We start from the raw sequence: 17,237 nt of genomic DNA on the forward strand, positions 1-17,237 counted from the left end.
TCAGCTGCCCGGTGCCCGGCGGGCCACAAGGCATTCGGCAAAGCTGGGCATCACTCTGCCCATGATCGACGGGCCGACCGCAAGACTTGAGACATTGCCGCCGGCCGGCATGATGACGGCATAAAGCCGGCAGGCCCCAAGGTCATAGCGGCGGAATTCATTGCTGCCCTCAACCCGGGTCAGGGCGGGGGCACCGGTCTCGGCCTCAAGCGCGGCAACAGGCCGCCCGATGAAGCCTTCGGCGGGCGGGACATTGGCGATCCGCTCAGAGGGCAGACCCTTCATGAAATCGCCCAGCGGGTCAGTCTCCGCCTTTGGCCCTGCCACCACTTCAGGCGCATGATCTGCGCCGGATGTTGTCTCACACCCTGCCAGCAGCCCGCCAGCGAGCAGCGCCATTGCAAAGCCCCATACGGCCCCGCTAGGGCATCGCGGATTGAAAAAAGAGGACATCTTCATGACCGCCACTTTAGACGTCATCGCCATCGGAAACGCAATCGTCGATGTGCTCGCGCATACGGAAGATGCGTTCATCGAGAAGCATGACCTCATCAGGGGTGCGTTCGTGCTGATTGACGAAGAAAAGGCCGCTGCCATTGGCGCGGATCTTCATAATCCCGAACAGGTAGCGGGCGGCTCGGCGGGCAACACGGTTGCTTGCCTTGCAAGCCTTGGCGGCAAGGCGGCCTATATCGGCAAGGTTGCGGATGATGAATTCGGCGCCGTCTATCGCAATTCAATGGAAGAGATCGGCGTCAAATTCCTCTCCGATTATGAACGCTCAGGTGCGGCAACGGGCCGGTGCCTGATTGCGGTGACGCCGGATGCCGAGCGGACCATGGCGACCCTTCTCGGCGCGGCCGGGATGATCACGGTCGATGATATCGACGAAGAAGACATCACCCAGGCGGCGGTCACCTATTTTGAAGGCTATCAGTTCGATGCCCCGCATGCGCGGCAGGCCTTCATGAAAGCCTGCATGATCGCACATAAAGCGGGCCGAAAGACGTCCCTCACCCTCTCCGATATCGGCGTCGTCGAGCGGAACCGCGAGGTCCTGCTCGAAGTGATCAACGATCATGTCGATCTTGTCTTCGCCAATGAGGATGAAGCCCGCGCGCTCTTCGGTACGCATGACAATGCGCAGGCGCTGGCCGCAGAGATGTCCAAGATCGTCCCCTTCGGCGCGGTCACCTGTTCCGAACGCGGCTCAATCGTCTACGGCCCGGAGCACCCTTGCGAGGAAGTTCCCGCTTTCACGCCGCCGCAGCTCGTCGACACGACAGGGGCGGGTGATGCCTATGCCGGCGGCTTCCTTTACGGCTTCACCCGCAATATGCCGCTTGATGAGTGTGCACGCCTTGGCTCGCTCTGCGCAACTGAGGTCATCTCCCATATGGGCCCACGCCCAGAAGTGAACCTTGCTGAGCTGGCAAAGGAAAAGGGCTTCTTTTAAGCCCTACTCAGCCTCAGCTTCTCCATCGAGAAACCGGATCGCTTCAATCAGCTCCGGCCCCCGCGGGGTCTGGTGTGTGGCGTTACGATCATCGATCAGAAGGACGTTCTCGATCCCTTCATTTTTGTACTGACTGAAGATCGAGCGCGTCTCTCGGCGGTTCTGATCGCGCGCACCGGTATAAAAGACATACCGGTTCTGCCGCATCAGCGCCTTCTGCTCTTCGGTGGCATCGAGGCGGTTCACCCCGCAAATGAAGATCGCTCCCCGAAATGTTGCCGCGTAGGTTGGCGCCAGCATACTGGCCATTCGTCCGCCACCTGAGAAACCGGCCACATAGACCCGCGAGGCATCAACCGGGTAGTGGTTCGCGATTAGATAGGTTGCAAGGATTGTCTCATAGGCCCGGTACTGCGCCCGCCGGGAATTGCCGGAGCGATTAAGCTCCACAAAGATCATATTGGTTTCATCGAGCGCCGGGCCCCACCCTGCGGGCAGGATCGCCTGACGGCGTGGGGTGATATAGGAGAGAAGCCCGATGGGCGTGCCCGGCTCCCAGCTCTCAGGCACATAGATCAGGAATTCGAGGTCCTGATCGGCATCCATTCCCTTCACAAAATTAGCTGCCGCCTCCGCGCCGATGATCTCAGCGGGAGATGCCTTGACGGAGAACCAGCCGCGTTTCTCCCCGGCGGCAAAATCGGCGGGCAATTCCGCCGCCTGCGCGCAGGCCAGCATGACGAGGCTCAGACTGAGCGCGATGAAGATTTTCAGCATGACGTGCCCTCCCCCTTATCGGAGGAGGGCAGCGTTTCTCTTTGCTCACAAAAAATCAAGCGCTGGATGTAGAGCCATCCCGACCGCATTCGCGGCCGGTTTCTGCCGGACAGTCTGCCAATCCGTCAGGACACGGTCTTCACAGAAAGGTGCGGCACCCCTCCGGATGTTCGCTCCGGCGAAATACCATCAGGACGGACAAATTTGGTCACACGCTGTCTGTAGGCGGAGAAGCTGTCAAAGGTGACGACATCCACTGGCTCATCGAAATGAAGCGTCAGGCGAACACCCTGCTCTCCCATATTATGCACAGCAATTATCTCACCCGCGAAGGGCTGCCCCAGATAATCGCCGCTCACGCGCCGACCGGGCTGGAAGCTGGGCGGATCAGGGCGATTGCCCGCCCGTGCATGAAGCGTATTCCAGTCACGCATACCGTATTGGCGCGCAATCAACTCCAGGGCTTCGGAATGGCTGATGAAATCACCCTCCGACGCCAATGCTGCGCGCAGATTTTTCGCCTGTCGTTTCAGGGCCTCTAGCGAGGGGATAGATAGGTTTTCTGTCATGACGACACACTGTTTCCTATACCGCCGGGATTTCCGCTGGGGCTCGCATTGCCAATGGACCGGCAGTTCAAAACGTGTCGTTCCAGATCATTCGAGGACTTCACCATAAACGCGAGCGGCAGGGGCCTCGACCCTATGAGGGCCAAGTAGGGAGCAATCTCGTTCTCGTCAACAGGGGGCGGATCATTTCCCGCGGCTGGCTTTTTCGTCGTGGCCGGACACGCCCTCGCGCGCAGCCAGAACTGCCGCGACATCCGCAAAGCTCAGCCCGTTCGCGGCCAGCAAGACGCCAAGATGGTAAAGGACATCCGCGGCCTCTGCAGCCAGCTCGTCTTTTTTGCCCGTTGCTCCAGCCAGAGCCGCCTCGACAGCCTCCTCACCGAATTTCTTGGCGCAGCGTTCCGCGCCTTTGGAGAGCAGGCTTGCCGTATAAGAACTGTCGGGGCTCTCGCTCTTGCGCGCCTCGATTGTTGCCTCAAGCCGGGTGAGAACATCGCCAATACTGCTCATGTCAACCTCATGGGTATGCCGTGGTCGGACATATGGGATTTCGCCTCGGCAATCGAATAGGTGCCGAAATGGAAGATGCTGGCTGCAAGAACCGCAGAGGCCTTGCCTTCAGTGACGCCCTCGACAAGGTGATCGAGCGTGCCCGCGCCCCCGGATGCAATCACCGGGATCGGTACTGCTTCTGAAATCGTCCGTGTCAGATTGATATCATAGCCTGATTTGACGCCGTCCCGGTCCATCGAAGTGAGGAGGATCTCGCCCGCGCCAAGCTCCGCGGCGCGCCTCGCATATTGGATGGCATCGACCCCGGTGGGCGTCCGCCCGCCATGGGTGAAAATCTGCCACCCCCGGCCCGGCACCGCCTTCGCATCAATCGCAATGACGATGCACTGATTGCCTGCCGCTTTTGCCGCCGCGCTGATGAGATGCGGATCGCGGACCGCCGCCGAATTGATCGCAACCTTGTCTGCGCCTGCGGCCAGCAGCCGGTGGACATCATCGACAGACCGCACCCCACCACCAACCGTCAAGGGACAGAAGACCTGCTCCGCCGTTCGCGTCACGATATCGAGCAGCGTGCCGCGTTCTTCATGGCTGGCCGTGATATCGAGAAAACAGATCTCATCCGCGCCTGCATCGGAATAGGCTTTAGCACTTTCCACCGGATCGCCGGCGTCTTTGAGATCAACGAAGTTGACGCCCTTGACGACGCGGCCATGCGCGACATCGAGACAGGGGATGAGCCGGGCTTTCAGTGTCATGTGACACCTTCAAGTGAGAGCACATTCTTTGGCTCAATTGTTCGTTCGTAGAGGGACCGCCCGAGAATGGCGCCTGCCACGCCATCGTCCCGGCAGGCCAATAGATCGGAGATATCCTCCGCCTTCGCAATCCCGCCCGAGGCAATCACAGGAATACTCGTCTCCCGCGCCAGCGCCCGTGTCGCCTCGACATTCGCGCCGGTCAGCGCGCCATCGCGGGATATGTCAGTATAAACCACAGCCGCGATTGAGGTGTGGTCATAGCGTTTGATGAGGTCAGACGCCGCAATGTCCGAAACCTCGTCCCAGCCCTCTGTTGCGACCCTTCCATCCTTCGCATCAATCCCAAGGACAATCCGGCCGGAGAAGAGGTTGAGAGCGAGTTCAGTGAATTCAGGATCCTTCACGGCCGCCGTGCCGATGATCACGCGACTGACCCCAAGCGAGAGCCAGCGTTCCACCGTTTCAAGGGACCGGATGCCGCCGCCGATTTCAACCTTTGCCTTCGTTGTACGGATGATGTCTTCGACCGCATCTGCGTTTTCTGGCTTGCCCGCAAAGGCGCCATCAAGATCGACAACATGCAGATGAGAGAACCCCGACTCCTCAAAGGCTTTGGCTTGCGCCGCCGGGTCATCACCGTAAACCGTCGCCTTCTCCATATCGCCATGGAGCAGGCGGACACATTTGCCGGCTTTGAGATCGATGGCGGGCCAGAGAGTGAAGGTCATGACGGCTCCCAGTTGAGGAAATTGCCGAGCAGCGAAAGCCCGTAGGTCTGACTTTTTTCAGGGTGGAACTGCACACCGGCAATATTCTTCCTGATGATCGCCGCCGGGAAGGTTTCGCCATAGGTTGCGGTGGCTGCGATATCCGCTGGATCCTCAGCATCAAAACAGAATGAATGCACAAAATAGGCATCGCCATCGGGCGGGAAGAGCGCGTGCTCTTTGGCCTGCACGTCATTCCATCCCATATGCGGGATTTTAAGGCCCTCTGCCTTCAGGGCACGGACGGACCCTGCGATCCAACCGAGCCCCTGGTGCTCGCCATGCTCGAACCCTCGGCTCGCCAGAAGCTGCATCCCGACACAGATACCAAGAAAGGGCGCGCCCTTATCCAGCACCGCCTCGCGCAGGGCGTCGATCACGCCATCACGTGCGGACAGAGCCGCCATGCACGCCCCGAACGCGCCGACCCCGGGCAGGACGATGCGGTCCGCCTTCAGGATCTCCTTCGGCGATGAGGTTACGCAGATCCGTGCTGCGCTCGCCCCCTCTTCGGCGACACTCGACAGCGCCTTCTCCGCGGAGTGGAGATTGCCGGAGCCATAATCGATGAGCGCAACGGTTTGCATAGGCGCCCGCGATAATCGTCCCGGACGCGAGGCGCAACGCCGCCGCCCGCAAAAAGCCCCGCCCAACAAAAAAAGGGCCCCGCGGTTGCGAGACCCTTTCCGGAAAAACTCAGGCCCAGAAAGGCCCGGTAAATCGGCTTAAGGCCGACTTACATGTCGTCTGATTTTTGGCATGCCATGATCGCAGCAGTGCCAGCTTCGCCGAGCGATTCCATGCCCACTTCGGGGTCATAGGCGTCGAGGTCAGCCATCACAGCTTCGTCGTGATGGGCTTTTTTGTAGAGGCATTTGCAGTCAGTCATGCTGCCTTCGTCTTTGACAGCTTCACAGCCAGCAACCCATTCTTTCATGGCAGCTTTGTCATCGGCTGACATTTCATGGTCGTCGCCAGCAACAGCAACGCCAGCAGTCAGAACGAGCGCGGCGCCCGCGAGAAGAAGCGATTTCATTGGTAGTTCCCTCTAATTATGTCTGCCCCAACGGCAGTGGGGAGAATTTGCGTTAACTATACGGCAAAAGAAAGACACATCCCTGCAACTTTTGAAAACAGGCGTAGTCAGGCCCGTAAATGCTCGTCGAAAAAGGCAAGTGTCCGCCGCCAGGCGAGCCCCGCGGCCTCCGGATCGAAGCGGCTGGTCGAATCATTATGGAAACCGTGATTCACGCCTTCATAAAGATGGACCAAATAGGGTTTTCCAGCCGCGATCAGCGCCTGTTCATAGGGCGGCCAGCCCGCATTCACGCGCTCATCAAGCCCAGCGAGTTGGATCATGAGGGGCGCTGAGACTTTTTCGGCATCCTCCGCTGACGGCCAGCCGCCATAAAAGGGCACAGCCGCAGACAGGCCTTCGGCCCGGTAGGCCAGCTCATTCGTGACATAGCCCCCAAAACAGAAGCCGACACAGCCAACCTTTCCGGTCGAGGCGGGATGCGCCTTCACGCTCATCAGGCCGGCGAGGAAGTCTTCGACCATCTCCTCGCGGTCGCGCTCACGCTGCAATGCCCGGCCATCATCATCATTGCCGGGATATCCGCCAAGTGGGTAGAGCGCATCGGGCGCAAGGGCGACATAACCCGCCTTGGCAAGCCGCCGGGCCACATCCTCGATATAGGGGTTCAACCCCCGGTTCTCGTGGACGACCAGAACGGCCGGATGCTGCCCCTCCCCTGCGGGCCGGGCGAGGAGGCCCGCCATCTCGCCTGCGCCTTTCGGGGATGGGTAGATCAGCGTTTCGGTCTCAATATCCGGATCATCGGGCGAGACCTGCTGGGCCATCGCATAATTGGGCAGGAGCGCAGCCAGCATGCCGGAAATGGTGAGCCCCGCTACGGCATAAGCGCCGAGGCCTTCCAGAAAGCCGCGCCGGTCGACCTGTCCGTGGCAATACTGGTCGTAAAGCTCATAGGCTTCCTGCGGCAGCTTACGCGTACTCATGGCCAAGTCTCCTCCGTCCATTTTACCGGGGATCATAGCGATTGGCCAACAAAGCGCGAGAAGTGCTGACAGTCAGGCAGGCGGTTTCCACTCGAAAGAGCGACCGGCAAAGCCCGGCTCCTGAGCCAATATTTGCGCCGACATCCCTTCAACAGCCTTGACCAAAGCCTTGGACCGATCAGGCGCCTCTTCGGGTGTGGTTTCTTGATAGGGCGGAGACGGATAATATTCGATCCCGAGCTGCAGGGTCTTTCCCGCCATCTCTCCACCGATCTCCCCGGCCAGATAAAGTCCGGTATCGATACTGGCCGACACGCCCGCGCCCGTCACATATTTACCGGACCGGTGATACCGCTCAGGCACGACGTCCACGCCATATTTGGCAAGGTCGTCGCGATAGAAATAATTTGTGGTCGCCGATTGTCCGTCCAGCATCCCAGCAGCGGCAAGAATACCGACGCCATTGCAGATACCCACCGTCCAGGTCGTCCCTTCATCAAGACGTCGCAGCACATCGAGGACATGGGGTTTATTCAGTACCCGGTCGACACCCGGCCCGCCGGGGATATAGAGAATGTCGAGAGAGCCGATATTTTCGAGCGACGCCGTGGCCGTCAGGCCAAGCGCTCGCGTATCGGCTGCAATCAACCCCTCTTCTTCAGCGAAGAACACGGTCTCCATGCCGGGAAGGCGCGCGAGCACCTCATATCCGCCGATTGCATCGAGCAGGGTCAGCCCGTCAAACAGGAAAATGCCTAATCGCATGGTGTAGTCCTTTATGTCCGTGGAGGGAAGGATTGCATCTCTTCCCGTTCGATCGCGACTGCCGCAGCAACTGCTTCAATTGCCATGCATCGCTTTAGGAAGTCTGTGAGGTTGTCAGGCAGCTCGATCCCTGTGAACCGCACGAGCAGTAGCGCCCAGAGCAGATAAGCATCGGCCACACTGAACTTCTCATCCAGAAGGAAGGCATCGCCAATCTGCTTGGACATATAGGCGACTGTTTCACCAACCCTGTCTCGCAAGATTGCCTTTGTGTCGTCATCCGTCTCCGGACGGAAATAGGGAAAGAGGAAAGCCTTATGCACTTCCGTGCCGACAAAGCTGAGCCATTCCTGCAGCCGGTAACGACCGGGATCATCCGCGGCAGGCGCAAGCCCAGACCCCGGCGCCAGATCGGCAATATACTGAAGAACAGCGGCATTCTCGGTCAGCTTGCTGCCATCGGGCAGGATGAGGACCGGCACACGCTTTTTCGCTGTGACATCCGCGAAGGACAGCCCGTCCTTAAGGGATGTCTGGGTCGTAAAATCGACCGGCAGGTATTCGGCATCGATCCCGCCCTGCATCAGCGCCATCCGCGCTGCGAGCGAGCAGGCCATGGGCCGGTAATAGAGCTTGAGCATGGCGTCCTCTTTTTTGTACTGTTTGATACATATATCGTATCAGCGCAAGCTAAAATGTATCGAGTAGTACAAAATGTCTGAAACCCTTCATCGGGGCCGTCCCCGCAAATTTGACGAGAAAGCTGTTCTCGACGCCGCGCTGGAAGTCTTCCGCCGGCAGGGGTTCAGTGCGACCTCGCTTGATGACCTGACGGCGGCCACCGGCCTCAACCGGCCAAGCCTATATGGCGCCTTCGGCAACAAAGAGGCGCTATTCCGTTCGTGTGTTGATCATTATTGGCGTACGCAGGGCCGCGAATATATGCGGGCGCTCTTCACGGGCGACACGCTCGCCGAAGGGCTTGGCAATATGTGCCGCACCTTCCTCGATGCGGTCTGTGTGCCGCATCCGGGCGGATGTATCGTCGCTTGCTGCCTGCCGAGTGCATCAACTTCGGATCTCGATCACACAGAATTTCTCTCGGATATCTTCTCGCAATGCGATGCCAGCGTAAGGAAACGACTGACCCGCGCCAGCAAGGACGGCGATATTCCGCAAACGGCGGACATAGAGACCCTGGCCGGCTATATCGTGACCACCCTCTTCGGTTTCAGCTTGCGAGCACGAGCAGGCCTGTCACGCGACATTCTCGACCGTCAGGTTGAGCTCTTCATAAAGACTGTGGCGAACCCTTAAGAGCCGAGCGACCCTTTGGTCGAGGGCGTCTCGCCCGCTCGGCGCGGATCAATCATGGTCGCGATGTCGAATGCTTTCGCGAGGGCCTTGAAACAGCTCTCGGCAATATGGTGGCTATTATCCCCATACAGATTTTCGACATGCAGGCACATGCCCGAATTGGTCGCAAAGGCGTGGAACCATTCCTTGAACAGCTCTGTATCCATCTCCCCGACCTTGTCGCGGGGGAAGGCGACCTTCCAGATGAGATAGGGCCGCTTTGAGATATCAAGAGAGGCGCGCGTCAGCGTCTCATCCATCGGCACATAGGCATGCCCGAACCGCGCAATGCCTTTCGCATCGCCCAGCGCATCGGCCACGGCGAGACCCATCACGATGCCGACATCCTCGGTCGTGTGGTGCATGTCGATATGCAGATCGCCCTTCGCCGTCACCTCAAGATCGATGAGAGAATGCTTGGCAAAGCCTTCGAGCATGTGATCGAGAAAACCGATCCCGGTCGAGATTTTTGCCTTGCCCGTCCCATCGAGATCGAGCGTCACGGTGATGTCGGTTTCCTTGGTCGCGCGCGTGCGCGTGGCGATTCTGTTGGTCATAGCCCGTGCCCGTTAGCGGAAATTGCTTACCAAAGCGATGCGGCAGGTGGCCTTGCCTTTTTGCCGGCAAATCGGTGAAGACAAGATGCGCCTTACGCGCAAGGAGTTCCCTCATGCCCTTCCGCCTGACCATGACAAGCCTTGCCGGCCTTCTCCTGCTCACCGCCTGCGGCAGCAGCCCAGAGGCGACGTTCAGCCGGGGCTGTGATGCCATGATGAAACGGCAGGACGGTGTGAACGATGAGGAACGCAAGACGTTCTGCACCTGTCTGAGCGACGGCACGTCCGCGCTGTCCGATGAGGACAGAAAAACGCTCGGCATCCTGATGAAAGAGGGCAAGGCCGACGAGGATATCCGCATCGGCCTTCAGGGCGCGAGCGACGAAGGCGAGCTGAGCGTCACCGGCGCCGGGATCTTCCTGCAGAAATCCATGAGCTGTTCGCTGACCATGGTGCTTTGACGCCGCCCCCTTGCGAGAAGGGGGTATCGGCGCCTATCTCCCGTGCCTTCATCGACTGAACGGAGATCGACGCCCATGACCACCATCCTTGCCGTCCGCCGCGGAAATGAAGTCGCCCTTGGCGGCGATGGCCAGGTGACCATGGCCGAGAAAGTCATTTCCAAGGGGGATGCACGCAAGGTTCGCCGTATCGGCGAGGGCAAGGTCATCTCCGGCTTTGCCGGCGGCACCGCGGATGCCTTCACCCTGCTCGAACGGCTCGAAGGCAAGCTTGAGCAATATTCAGGGCAGCTCCTTCGCTCCTGCGTCGAGCTTGCAAAAGAATGGCGTACCGACCGCTATCTGCGGCGGCTCGAGGCCATGCTGATTGTCGCGGACAAGGACCAGACCCTGATGGTCTCGGGCCTCGGCGACGTCATCGAACCCGAAGCGCTTGAAGGCGGCGGCGTCATCGGTATCGGCTCTGGCGGCAACTATGCCCAAGCTGCGGCGCTCGCTCTTTATCAGAATACGGATCTGTCCGCCGAAGAAATCGTCCGCAAGGCGCTCACCATCGCCGCCGACATCGACATCTATACGAACCACAATCTGATCGTTGAGACGATCAAGAACTAGGCCCTACTCCGTCCCGCTTACTGCCTCGAGGTCACGGCATTCGCGCTGCGCCTCGCCCTGGATGAGATTGTTGAGGTTCGCGCGGTGATAAGGCTCTCGGCTCCGCGCATAGTAATTGGCGGCAAACGGCTTGTAGCGCGTCAGCGTCCAGCCATTCGGCTGCAACGTGAAATAGGCGTATGAGGCCTGAATACCGACAGCCGTGGCGGGCTGCACCCGTCCCTCAATGACCCCGAGATCCGGACGATAATATTCCTGTCCACTCGTATCATCGATGGAACAGACAAGGCAGGTGGATTTCGCCCCGAGAAGAGACCTTTGCCCCCAGCATTCGAGCGCCTCGATCCACAGGCTATCCTTGTAGATCCACATCTCTCGGGCATAGCCAGCGCGGATTTCGGCGTCGCCCTCCCGCAGAAGATAGGTCGCATCTTCAGCGCTGATTTCGGCAAGCGCACTTCCGCTTCCGACACAAAACACCGCCAGAACTGCACTCAACCAACGGGTCATTGACCGGGCCCCTCAAAAATACCACACGCACGCCCCACACTATACGCAAGAGTCCCAACCGCAACAGGAAGTGAGCCCCATCCATGGCCAATTTTACCCCGCGAGAAATCGTCTCCGAGCTCGACCGCTACATTGTGGGGCAAAAGGATGCGAAGCGGGCAGTGGCTGTGGCGCTGCGGAACCGCTGGCGGCGCCGGCAATTGCCGGATGATCTGCGCGACGAAGTGACGCCGAAGAATATCCTGATGATCGGGCCGACCGGGGTCGGTAAGACCGAGATTTCCCGCCGCCTTGCCAAGCTGGTCGGCGCCCCCTTCCTGAAGGTCGAAGCCACCAAATTCACGGAGGTCGGCTATGTCGGCCGGGATGTGGATTCTATCATCCGCGACCTTGTCGAAGTTGCCATCGGCCTTGTCCGCGAGAAGCGCCGTGAAGAGGTCAAGTCGCGCGCCCATGAGGCCGCTGAAGACCGCGTGCTCACCGCCCTTGTCGGCGAGAATGCAGGCGAGGCCACCAAGGACAGCTTTCGCCGCAAGCTGCGGGCGGGCGAGCTTGATGACAAGGAGATCGAAATCGACCTTGCCGATACGGGCCGCGGCGGCGCGCCGATGTTCGACCTTCCTGGCATGCCCGGTGCATCGGTTGGCATGATCAACCTGTCCGACATGATGGGCAAAGCTTTTGGCGGGCAGAAGAAGACCCGCAAGATCAAGGTCAAGGACGTCTACGAACCATTGATCGCCGAAGAATCCGATAAGCTGCTCGATGATGAGCAGATCGCGACCGAAGCCGTCTCCCTCGTTGAGAATGACGGTATCGTCTTCCTCGATGAGATCGACAAGGTCGCCCGGTCTTCAGAACGCTCAGGCGCGGATGTCAGCCGTGAAGGCGTGCAGCGTGACCTCCTCCCGTTGATCGAAGGCTCGGTCGTCGCCACCAAATATGGTCAGGTGCGGACGGATCATATCCTGTTCATCGCGTCGGGTGCGTTCCATGTCGCCAAACCCTCTGACCTGCTGCCCGAACTGCAGGGCCGCTTGCCAATCCGGGTGGAGCTCAGCGCCCTGACGGTTGAGGATTTCATCGCCATCCTGAATGACACAGAAGCCAGCCTGCCCAAGCAATATTGCGCCTTGATGGAGACCGAAGGCTTCACCATTTCCTTCACCGAAGACGGCATCCAACGCCTCGCCGAGAAGGCCGCCGAGGTGAACACCAATGTCGAGAATATCGGCGCCCGCCGGCTCGCCACGATCCTTGAGCGCGTGCTGGAAGATATCAGCTTTGATGCGGCTGACCGTTCTGGCGAGACCGTCGAGATCAATGCCGCCTTTGTCGATGAGCGCCTCGAAGGGCTCGTCGGCAATGCGGATCTATCGAAATTTATTCTTTAGTCCGGGGTATGAAGGTTCCGGTCGCGCGGCATCCGGTTGAGGCCGCGCTCCGGCGGCGCCTCGCCTTCGAATTCAGGCAAGGTCGGCTCAGCCGCTTCCTCTACTTCCTCTTGTGGCGCGAGCAGGAAAGGGAATGGATCACCTTCAATGAATTCATCGCTCCGGCCACTGACATAACTTACGCTGGCCGCAACTGCGCCATTTGAGAAACTGGCTTCCCGCGCCAGCTCACCGCCTTGCGCGACATTGACGCTGCCATCGAGGGAGGCAGACGTAAAATCAAAGCCCTTACAGAATTTCGTCCGACCAAAGTCATTTGAGAGATTGGTCGACTTACAGACGCGCTGATAATTTTGATAATCAAGAGTGACGCTACTGCAACGCGGATTGTAGAAGGCAATGAGGTCATTGCTGAGATCGACCAGCGCATTCGACACGGACACGGCATCATTATAGCGATCAACCGAACTCGCGCTTGAGCGATTGATCGACATATTGCCCAAGCGCCGCTTTGCAGCGTCCTTCCGTTGGAAAATGTTATCGAGCTGATGGCTCATCCCGGCGCAAAGCGCGGCCTCTTCGACTGACAGCGCGCGCTGGGCGGAGGCGGATCCTGCCATGGCCGCAAAACAGAGGCCTGCCGCAAGGGACATTTTCAGCTGATTACCCATGGAAGATCGCTTCCCCCAGTCACACCCATAGGAAGAGTACTTTCATAAGCCCCAATCGGCAAGCGAAAGCCTTAAACGGGCCGATCCTGCCGCCGTTTCTCAAGCCATGCCTCATCTGCCTCATGGAGTTGCCAGGCCGCGTGATCGAGATCGAGGTCAGCGAATGCTTCCGGGTCGAGCACTGGCACGCGCTTGGCCCTGAACTCGGCATCGAAATCCCGGAGCAGCCGGAAGGCGATCGGCGAGAGAAGCACCAGCGCGAAAAGGTTCACCAGCGCGAGAAGCCCCATCGTGACATCCGCAAAGCCGAAGGCCGCCCCCAGATTGACCATCGCGCCGACGAGCACAAAGCCGATGGCGATGACCCGATAGGCAAAAAAGGCCGCCTTGTTGTCCTGGAAGAAATAATCGACCGCCGTTTCGCCGAGATAATAATTATACATGATCGAGGAGACGACGAAGAGGAAGAGCGCGACCGCGACGAAGATCTCGGCCCAGTCGCCGACATGTTCCGCCAGCGCCGTCTGGGTCAGAATGACCCCATCCGTTGCCGCATCGCCTAGAGGCACACCTGACATGATAATGATCAGCGCCGTACACGTACAAAGAATGATCGTATCGATGAAGACAGAGAGCGCCTGCACGATCCCCTGCTGGCCCGGATGGGCAACATAGGCGATGGCCGCGACATTGGGCGCAGAGCCCAACCCCGCCTCATTCGAGAAGAGCCCTCGCCTGATCCCCTGCAGGATGGCCGCCCCGACACCGCCCGCAACCGCTTCCTCCAGTCCTAAAGCATGCCGGAAAATCGTCGAGAATGCCGCCGGGACATCGGACAAATTGGTCGCGATGATGAAAAGGACGAGCCCGACATATCCGATCGCCATGACTGGCACGATGATCTCAACGACACTGGCGATGCGGGAAACCCCGCCAAGGATGACGATCCCGATGAGGATGGCAAGGACAACGCCCGTCGCCATGCTCGGCACACCAAAGGCGCCCTCGATAGAGGTCGAGACAGCAAAGCTCTGCACGACAATAAAGGCGATCCCGAATGTCAGCAGAAGGAGGAAAGAATAGAGATAGGCCAGCCCCTTTGATCCGGCACCCAAAAGAGGCTTCAACCCCTTTTCGATATAATAGGCAGGCCCGCCGCGGAAATTGCCGTCCGGCTCTCGCGTCTTGAAAAGCTGGGCAAGCGAGCACTCAAAGAAACTCGTCGCCATGCCGACCAATCCCACAAGCCACATCCAGAAGATCGCGCCCGGCCCGCCCAGCGTGATCGCAACCGCCACACCGGCAATATTGCCCGCACCAACCCGTCCGGCCACGGACAGTGCCAGCGCCTGAAAGGATGTCGCCTCACTGCCTCGGTGGCTGAACCCTTGCGCAAGGACACCAAACATGCGGCCGAAATAGCGAAACTGAACGAAGCCGGAGCGAAGCGTGAAATAAAGCCCGATGGGGACAAGGGTGAAGAGGAGAATTTTGCTCCAGATCAGATCATTCAGTGTGGCCAGCATGGGCGACAGCTCCCTCCTCTTATTTCTGCACCGCCAGACGTAACGCGCAACCAGCCACTTCGTTCCATAACTGCATGCACGGCCTTGCCGGGGCGGCCTTCCCGCCATTATCCTTCTTCTCGGTGGGAATGGGGGCGCTTATGCGCGAAGTGCAGTCAAACAGCCAAAGCGGCAGCAATCCGGTCTTACGGTTTCTCTATCGGCTCTACACCTGGCCAGCCTATCCCGTGAAACTGGTGCTCGGATTTATCTTCACGGCCATCGTGACTGCTATACGGACGATCTGGCGGCTGACGGTCGGCAGGATCATCCAGTCCTCAAAGGAAAAGGGGGGCCTGTTCCGCGCCGTCGCAACATCTTATGAGCTTGGGCTTGCGACCTTGTTTTATGCGGCTGTCTACACCCAGTGGGAGACGATCACCGGCTGGTGGCGTCAGCTAGGACTTATCGGCGGATAGATGATGGTTCTGCCGGAGCTGTGAAGACCGGCATCGCGTCTATCAGATAACGCGACCCGGTCGCCGACAGGTGATTATCGTCAAAATATAGCGGGTGCCCTTCTTTATCCTGCGTGAGGCATTTATCTTCCGGACAAAGAATTTCCGCTGGGTCATAGAGGGTAAGCGCTCCCTCTTCTTCGAGTGTCTGAAAGCTGTAGAGAAACGACTGGCGCTTTGCCGCCACCTGCGCTCTTGTTTCAACAGCAGGTGAAGGCAGAAACGGCCAGAGAGCGGCCCGAGCCAGCGCATCCGGCACAGGCCGGGGATGAGACGGCACATCGAGAAGAACTCGTAGCTCCGTATGCGGTTCAATACGCCTTACCGTATAATCAAGGGACCAGCCGAATTGCTCCAGCCGCGCTGATGGCATCCCTTCATGCGCAAAGGGGCCTCCCACAGCAATGCTGGAGCCCGGCCTGCCGTCAGGCCGGGGCGCGAAAATATCCCAATGACCAACCAGCAGAACCATCGGGACACGTCCTGTCTCAATGAGGCGCGCAGCCGCTTCATTATGCGCTTCGCAAGCAAGCGCACTATCGCGCGAGAAACTCGTCCAACCAAGTCCAAGCAAGGGCGGACAGGACGCCTTGTCCATAACCGCAATGTTGAGCCCGCTCCGCTCTGCCAGCGCAGCCAGCCCCGGCACGATGGCACCGGCATGGCTATCGCCCCAGAGCAGGATATCGATATCGCGGCTGCCCTCCCCTCCCAGAAAGCACAATCGGCGTTCTGTCCACAGAGGGTCAGATTTAAGAGGATCACCATCAGCAAGATAGGGACAGCGTCGCTCCTCCCCGCCTCTGTCTTCCGCCCCCGCGAGAATAGGAGCGACTTCCGGGGGAATACGCCCCGGCAGGCCATTTGTCAGATGGACAGCGGCGACAAGGCACATCGCCATGACCCAGACCGCCGCGACACCGCCGAGTAGATGAACAGGCTTGATCAGCACACGGCGCTGGCGGATCGGCTGTTCGACGAAATGATAGGTGAGGCTTGCCAGCCCGAAGGCCGGGATGAGCGCCAGCGCCATCATCCAGTCCTCTGGATCGTAAATCAGATGCCGGACCAGCGTCAGGATCGGCCAGTGCCAGAGGTAAAGCGCGTATGAAATCCGCCCGAGATAGACCGCGCCTTGGTTCTCGAGCAGCATCCTGCTGCCGCCCCTCGCCTCATCGCCGAGGAGATCGCGGCCAAGCAATGCAGGCAAAAACGCGATAAGCGGCACAAGGAGGATCGCCCCCGGGATGCCGCTCTCCTCTGTGATAAGCCCCCCGCAGGCCATGATGACGAGGAGCCCAGGCACAAGGCTCCACTGAACCAGCTTCAGGGCGATAGGGCGGGAACGGATAAAGGCGCCGATCTCTTCGCGATAAACCGCGAGAACGCAGCCCAGCAGCAGCTCCCAGATCCGGTTCCATGTCGCAAAAAACGCCCGTTCCGGGCTGGCGATTGAGACAGAAACCACGGCTACAGCAAGCCCGAGGATGAGGAGGGCGATCAGCCCTTTGCGAAGGTACTTACCCGGCAGTGCCATGAGAAGTAGCGGATAGAAGAGGTAGTATTGCTCCTCCACCGACAGCGACCAGTTATGCAGATAGAGGTTCGTCCAGTTATCGGCGGCAAAATAATCCGTGCTCGCAAAGAAGTACCAGTTGGAGGAGAGGAGCAGCGACGAGCCGAAGGCCGCGGCATTGCGCGCGAGGTGATCTGGCAAGAAGCCGATCATACCGATGAGCAGCGACACCGTCCCGACAAGGAGGAAAGCAGGCGCGAGCCGCCGCACCCGCCGCAACAGGAACCGGCCATAGTGAAACTGGCCCTCGCCCCGCTCCTGCCCGATGAGTTGGGTGATGAGATAGCCCGAGATCACAAAGAAGAGATCGACACCGATGAACCCGCCGGGCACGTCATCGGGAAAGGCGTGAAAAAGCAGCACCAGCAACACGGCAAAACCGCGCAAGCCGTCAATATGCGGACGGTAGGTGAGATGCTGGGGCCGAGAGAAACTCATAAGGGC

Annotated in this window: 22 protein-coding genes; 6 read left to right on the forward strand and 16 right to left on the reverse strand. The window is 59.3% G+C overall.

The window, feature by feature from the left end; translation table 11 throughout:
- Positions 1-399: a hypothetical protein gene (locus DX908_RS07865; protein WP_116391808.1), complete on the reverse strand. Its 399-nt coding sequence runs from the start codon at positions 397-399 to the stop codon at positions 1-3.
- Positions 400-457: 58 nt separating this feature from the next.
- Here DX908_RS07865 and DX908_RS07870 point away from each other — a divergent pair, with 58 nt between their 5' ends.
- Positions 458-1,456, forward strand: coding sequence for an adenosine kinase (locus DX908_RS07870; protein ID WP_116391809.1), 999 nt, complete (start codon positions 458-460; stop codon positions 1,454-1,456).
- A 3-nt stretch (positions 1,457-1,459) separates the two neighbouring features.
- Here the strand turns inward: DX908_RS07870 and DX908_RS07875 are convergent, their stop codons facing one another.
- The 10 genes from DX908_RS07875 to DX908_RS07920 all read right to left on the reverse strand — a co-directional run bounded on the left by DX908_RS07875 (position 1,460) and on the right by DX908_RS07920 (position 8,271).
- Positions 1,460-2,233, reverse strand: coding sequence for a prolyl oligopeptidase family serine peptidase (locus DX908_RS07875; RefSeq protein ID WP_116391810.1), 774 nt, complete (start codon positions 2,231-2,233; stop codon positions 1,460-1,462).
- Positions 2,234-2,358: 125 nt separating this feature from the next.
- Positions 2,359-2,802 carry a glyoxalase superfamily protein gene (locus tag DX908_RS07880; protein ID WP_116391811.1) on the reverse strand — a complete coding sequence of 148 codons (444 nt, stop codon included), beginning with the start codon at positions 2,800-2,802 and terminating at the stop codon, positions 2,359-2,361.
- Between the two features lie 183 nt (positions 2,803-2,985).
- Positions 2,986-3,312, reverse strand: coding sequence for a phosphoribosyl-ATP diphosphatase (locus DX908_RS07885; protein WP_116391812.1), 327 nt, complete (start codon positions 3,310-3,312; stop codon positions 2,986-2,988).
- On the reverse strand, positions 3,309-4,073 hold the full coding sequence (hisF, locus tag DX908_RS07890; protein ID WP_116391813.1) for an imidazole glycerol phosphate synthase subunit HisF: 765 nt from the start codon (positions 4,071-4,073) through the stop codon (positions 3,309-3,311). The genes DX908_RS07885 and hisF overlap by 4 nt, the downstream gene beginning before the upstream one ends.
- The gene (hisA, locus tag DX908_RS07895) at positions 4,070-4,804 is read right to left on the reverse strand and encodes a 1-(5-phosphoribosyl)-5-[(5-phosphoribosylamino)methylideneamino]imidazole-4-carboxamide isomerase (protein WP_116391814.1); all 735 of its coding nucleotides are present in this window, start codon (positions 4,802-4,804) and stop codon (positions 4,070-4,072) included. The genes hisF and hisA overlap by 4 nt, the downstream gene beginning before the upstream one ends.
- Positions 4,801-5,430 carry an imidazole glycerol phosphate synthase subunit HisH gene (hisH, locus tag DX908_RS07900; protein ID WP_116391815.1) on the reverse strand — a complete coding sequence of 210 codons (630 nt, stop codon included), beginning with the start codon at positions 5,428-5,430 and terminating at the stop codon, positions 4,801-4,803. Before hisH ends, hisA begins: the two co-directional genes overlap by 4 nt.
- A gap of 149 nt (positions 5,431-5,579) precedes the next feature.
- Positions 5,580-5,879, reverse strand: coding sequence for a hypothetical protein (locus tag DX908_RS07905; RefSeq protein WP_116391816.1), 300 nt, complete (start codon positions 5,877-5,879; stop codon positions 5,580-5,582).
- A 107-nt stretch (positions 5,880-5,986) separates the two neighbouring features.
- On the reverse strand, positions 5,987-6,865 hold the full coding sequence (locus DX908_RS07910) for a dienelactone hydrolase family protein (RefSeq protein ID WP_116391817.1): 879 nt from the start codon (positions 6,863-6,865) through the stop codon (positions 5,987-5,989).
- Positions 6,866-6,937: 72 nt separating this feature from the next.
- Positions 6,938-7,630 (reverse strand): DJ-1/PfpI family protein, encoded by a 693-nt coding sequence (locus DX908_RS07915; protein WP_116391818.1) that lies wholly within the window; start codon positions 7,628-7,630, stop codon positions 6,938-6,940.
- An 11-nt stretch (positions 7,631-7,641) separates the two neighbouring features.
- Positions 7,642-8,271 (reverse strand): glutathione binding-like protein, encoded by a 630-nt coding sequence (locus DX908_RS07920; RefSeq protein ID WP_116391819.1) that lies wholly within the window; start codon positions 8,269-8,271, stop codon positions 7,642-7,644.
- Positions 8,272-8,344: 73 nt separating this feature from the next.
- On the opposite strand from DX908_RS07920, the gene DX908_RS07925 reads away from it, so the two are divergent.
- Positions 8,345-8,947 carry a TetR/AcrR family transcriptional regulator gene (locus tag DX908_RS07925; protein WP_116391820.1) on the forward strand — a complete coding sequence of 201 codons (603 nt, stop codon included), beginning with the start codon at positions 8,345-8,347 and terminating at the stop codon, positions 8,945-8,947.
- Here DX908_RS07925 and hisB read toward each other — a convergent pair.
- Positions 8,944-9,543, reverse strand: coding sequence for an imidazoleglycerol-phosphate dehydratase HisB (hisB, locus tag DX908_RS07930; RefSeq protein ID WP_116391821.1), 600 nt, complete (start codon positions 9,541-9,543; stop codon positions 8,944-8,946). The genes DX908_RS07925 and hisB overlap by 4 nt on opposite strands.
- Positions 9,544-9,656: 113 nt before the next feature.
- Between hisB and DX908_RS07935 the strand changes: the two genes are divergently transcribed.
- Together DX908_RS07935 and hslV are read left to right on the forward strand one after the other, a co-directional pair.
- Positions 9,657-10,004 (forward strand): hypothetical protein, encoded by a 348-nt coding sequence (locus DX908_RS07935; protein ID WP_116391822.1) that lies wholly within the window; start codon positions 9,657-9,659, stop codon positions 10,002-10,004.
- Between the two features lie 75 nt (positions 10,005-10,079).
- On the forward strand, positions 10,080-10,619 hold the full coding sequence (gene hslV, locus DX908_RS07940) for an ATP-dependent protease subunit HslV (protein ID WP_116391823.1): 540 nt from the start codon (positions 10,080-10,082) through the stop codon (positions 10,617-10,619).
- A gap of 3 nt (positions 10,620-10,622) precedes the next feature.
- On the opposite strand, the gene DX908_RS07945 is transcribed toward hslV, so the two are convergent.
- Positions 10,623-11,129 (reverse strand): hypothetical protein, encoded by a 507-nt coding sequence (locus tag DX908_RS07945; RefSeq protein WP_116391824.1) that lies wholly within the window; start codon positions 11,127-11,129, stop codon positions 10,623-10,625.
- A gap of 83 nt (positions 11,130-11,212) precedes the next feature.
- Between DX908_RS07945 and hslU the strand changes: the two genes are divergently transcribed.
- Positions 11,213-12,523, forward strand: coding sequence for an ATP-dependent protease ATPase subunit HslU (gene hslU, locus DX908_RS07950; protein WP_116391825.1), 1,311 nt, complete (start codon positions 11,213-11,215; stop codon positions 12,521-12,523).
- On the opposite strand, the gene DX908_RS07955 is transcribed toward hslU, so the two are convergent.
- The gene (locus DX908_RS07955; protein ID WP_116391826.1) at positions 12,520-13,194 is read right to left on the reverse strand and encodes a hypothetical protein; all 675 of its coding nucleotides are present in this window, start codon (positions 13,192-13,194) and stop codon (positions 12,520-12,522) included. The two genes, hslU and DX908_RS07955, sit on opposite strands and share 4 nt — an antisense overlap.
- Before the next feature lie 71 nt (positions 13,195-13,265).
- Positions 13,266-14,720 carry an alanine/glycine:cation symporter family protein gene (locus tag DX908_RS07960; protein ID WP_116391827.1) on the reverse strand — a complete coding sequence of 485 codons (1,455 nt, stop codon included), beginning with the start codon at positions 14,718-14,720 and terminating at the stop codon, positions 13,266-13,268.
- A 74-nt stretch (positions 14,721-14,794) separates the two neighbouring features.
- Between DX908_RS07960 and DX908_RS07965 the strand changes: the two genes are divergently transcribed.
- Complete coding sequence (locus tag DX908_RS07965; RefSeq protein ID WP_158548588.1) at positions 14,795-15,178, forward strand: hypothetical protein; 384 nt, start codon at positions 14,795-14,797, stop codon at positions 15,176-15,178.
- Here the strand turns inward: DX908_RS07965 and DX908_RS07970 are convergent.
- Positions 15,165-17,231 (reverse strand): acyltransferase family protein, encoded by a 2,067-nt coding sequence (locus DX908_RS07970; RefSeq protein WP_116391829.1) that lies wholly within the window; start codon positions 17,229-17,231, stop codon positions 15,165-15,167. The two genes, DX908_RS07965 and DX908_RS07970, sit on opposite strands and share 14 nt — an antisense overlap.
- Between the last annotated feature and the right edge of the window lie 6 nt (positions 17,232-17,237).

The organism is Parvularcula marina, assembly GCF_003399445.1.
GTDB lineage: Bacteria > Pseudomonadota > Alphaproteobacteria > Caulobacterales > Parvularculaceae > Parvularcula > Parvularcula marina.

Bases quoted from the DNA above. Each gene is read 5' to 3' on its own strand.
- DX908_RS07865 (WP_116391808.1), bottom strand. From the start codon at position 399: ATGGCGCTGCTCGCTGGCGGGCTGCTGGCAGGGTGTGAGACAACATCC.
- DX908_RS07870 (WP_116391809.1), top strand. From the start codon at position 458: ATGACCGCCACTTTAGACGTCATCGCCATCGGAAACGCAATCGTCGAT.
- DX908_RS07875 (WP_116391810.1), bottom strand. From the start codon at position 2,233: ATGCTGAAAATCTTCATCGCGCTCAGTCTGAGCCTCGTCATGCTGGCC.
- DX908_RS07880 (WP_116391811.1), bottom strand. From the start codon at position 2,802: ATGACAGAAAACCTATCTATCCCCTCGCTAGAGGCCCTGAAACGACAG.
- DX908_RS07885 (WP_116391812.1), bottom strand. From the start codon at position 3,312: ATGAGCAGTATTGGCGATGTTCTCACCCGGCTTGAGGCAACAATCGAG.
- hisF (WP_116391813.1), bottom strand. From the start codon at position 4,073: ATGACACTGAAAGCCCGGCTCATCCCCTGTCTCGATGTCGCGCATGGC.
- hisA (WP_116391814.1), bottom strand. From the start codon at position 4,804: ATGACCTTCACTCTCTGGCCCGCCATCGATCTCAAAGCCGGCAAATGT.
- hisH (WP_116391815.1), bottom strand. From the start codon at position 5,430: ATGCAAACCGTTGCGCTCATCGATTATGGCTCCGGCAATCTCCACTCC.
- DX908_RS07905 (WP_116391816.1), bottom strand. From the start codon at position 5,879: ATGAAATCGCTTCTTCTCGCGGGCGCCGCGCTCGTTCTGACTGCTGGC.
- DX908_RS07910 (WP_116391817.1), bottom strand. From the start codon at position 6,865: ATGAGTACGCGTAAGCTGCCGCAGGAAGCCTATGAGCTTTACGACCAG.
- DX908_RS07915 (WP_116391818.1), bottom strand. From the start codon at position 7,630: ATGCGATTAGGCATTTTCCTGTTTGACGGGCTGACCCTGCTCGATGCA.
- DX908_RS07920 (WP_116391819.1), bottom strand. From the start codon at position 8,271: ATGCTCAAGCTCTATTACCGGCCCATGGCCTGCTCGCTCGCAGCGCGG.
- DX908_RS07925 (WP_116391820.1), top strand. From the start codon at position 8,345: ATGTCTGAAACCCTTCATCGGGGCCGTCCCCGCAAATTTGACGAGAAA.
- hisB (WP_116391821.1), bottom strand. From the start codon at position 9,543: ATGACCAACAGAATCGCCACGCGCACGCGCGCGACCAAGGAAACCGAC.
- DX908_RS07935 (WP_116391822.1), top strand. From the start codon at position 9,657: ATGCCCTTCCGCCTGACCATGACAAGCCTTGCCGGCCTTCTCCTGCTC.
- hslV (WP_116391823.1), top strand. From the start codon at position 10,080: ATGACCACCATCCTTGCCGTCCGCCGCGGAAATGAAGTCGCCCTTGGC.
- DX908_RS07945 (WP_116391824.1), bottom strand. From the start codon at position 11,129: ATGACCCGTTGGTTGAGTGCAGTTCTGGCGGTGTTTTGTGTCGGAAGC.
- hslU (WP_116391825.1), top strand. From the start codon at position 11,213: ATGGCCAATTTTACCCCGCGAGAAATCGTCTCCGAGCTCGACCGCTAC.
- DX908_RS07955 (WP_116391826.1), bottom strand. From the start codon at position 13,194: ATGGGTAATCAGCTGAAAATGTCCCTTGCGGCAGGCCTCTGTTTTGCG.
- DX908_RS07960 (WP_116391827.1), bottom strand. From the start codon at position 14,720: ATGCTGGCCACACTGAATGATCTGATCTGGAGCAAAATTCTCCTCTTC.
- DX908_RS07965 (WP_158548588.1), top strand. From the start codon at position 14,795: ATGCACGGCCTTGCCGGGGCGGCCTTCCCGCCATTATCCTTCTTCTCG.
- DX908_RS07970 (WP_116391829.1), bottom strand. From the start codon at position 17,231: ATGAGTTTCTCTCGGCCCCAGCATCTCACCTACCGTCCGCATATTGAC.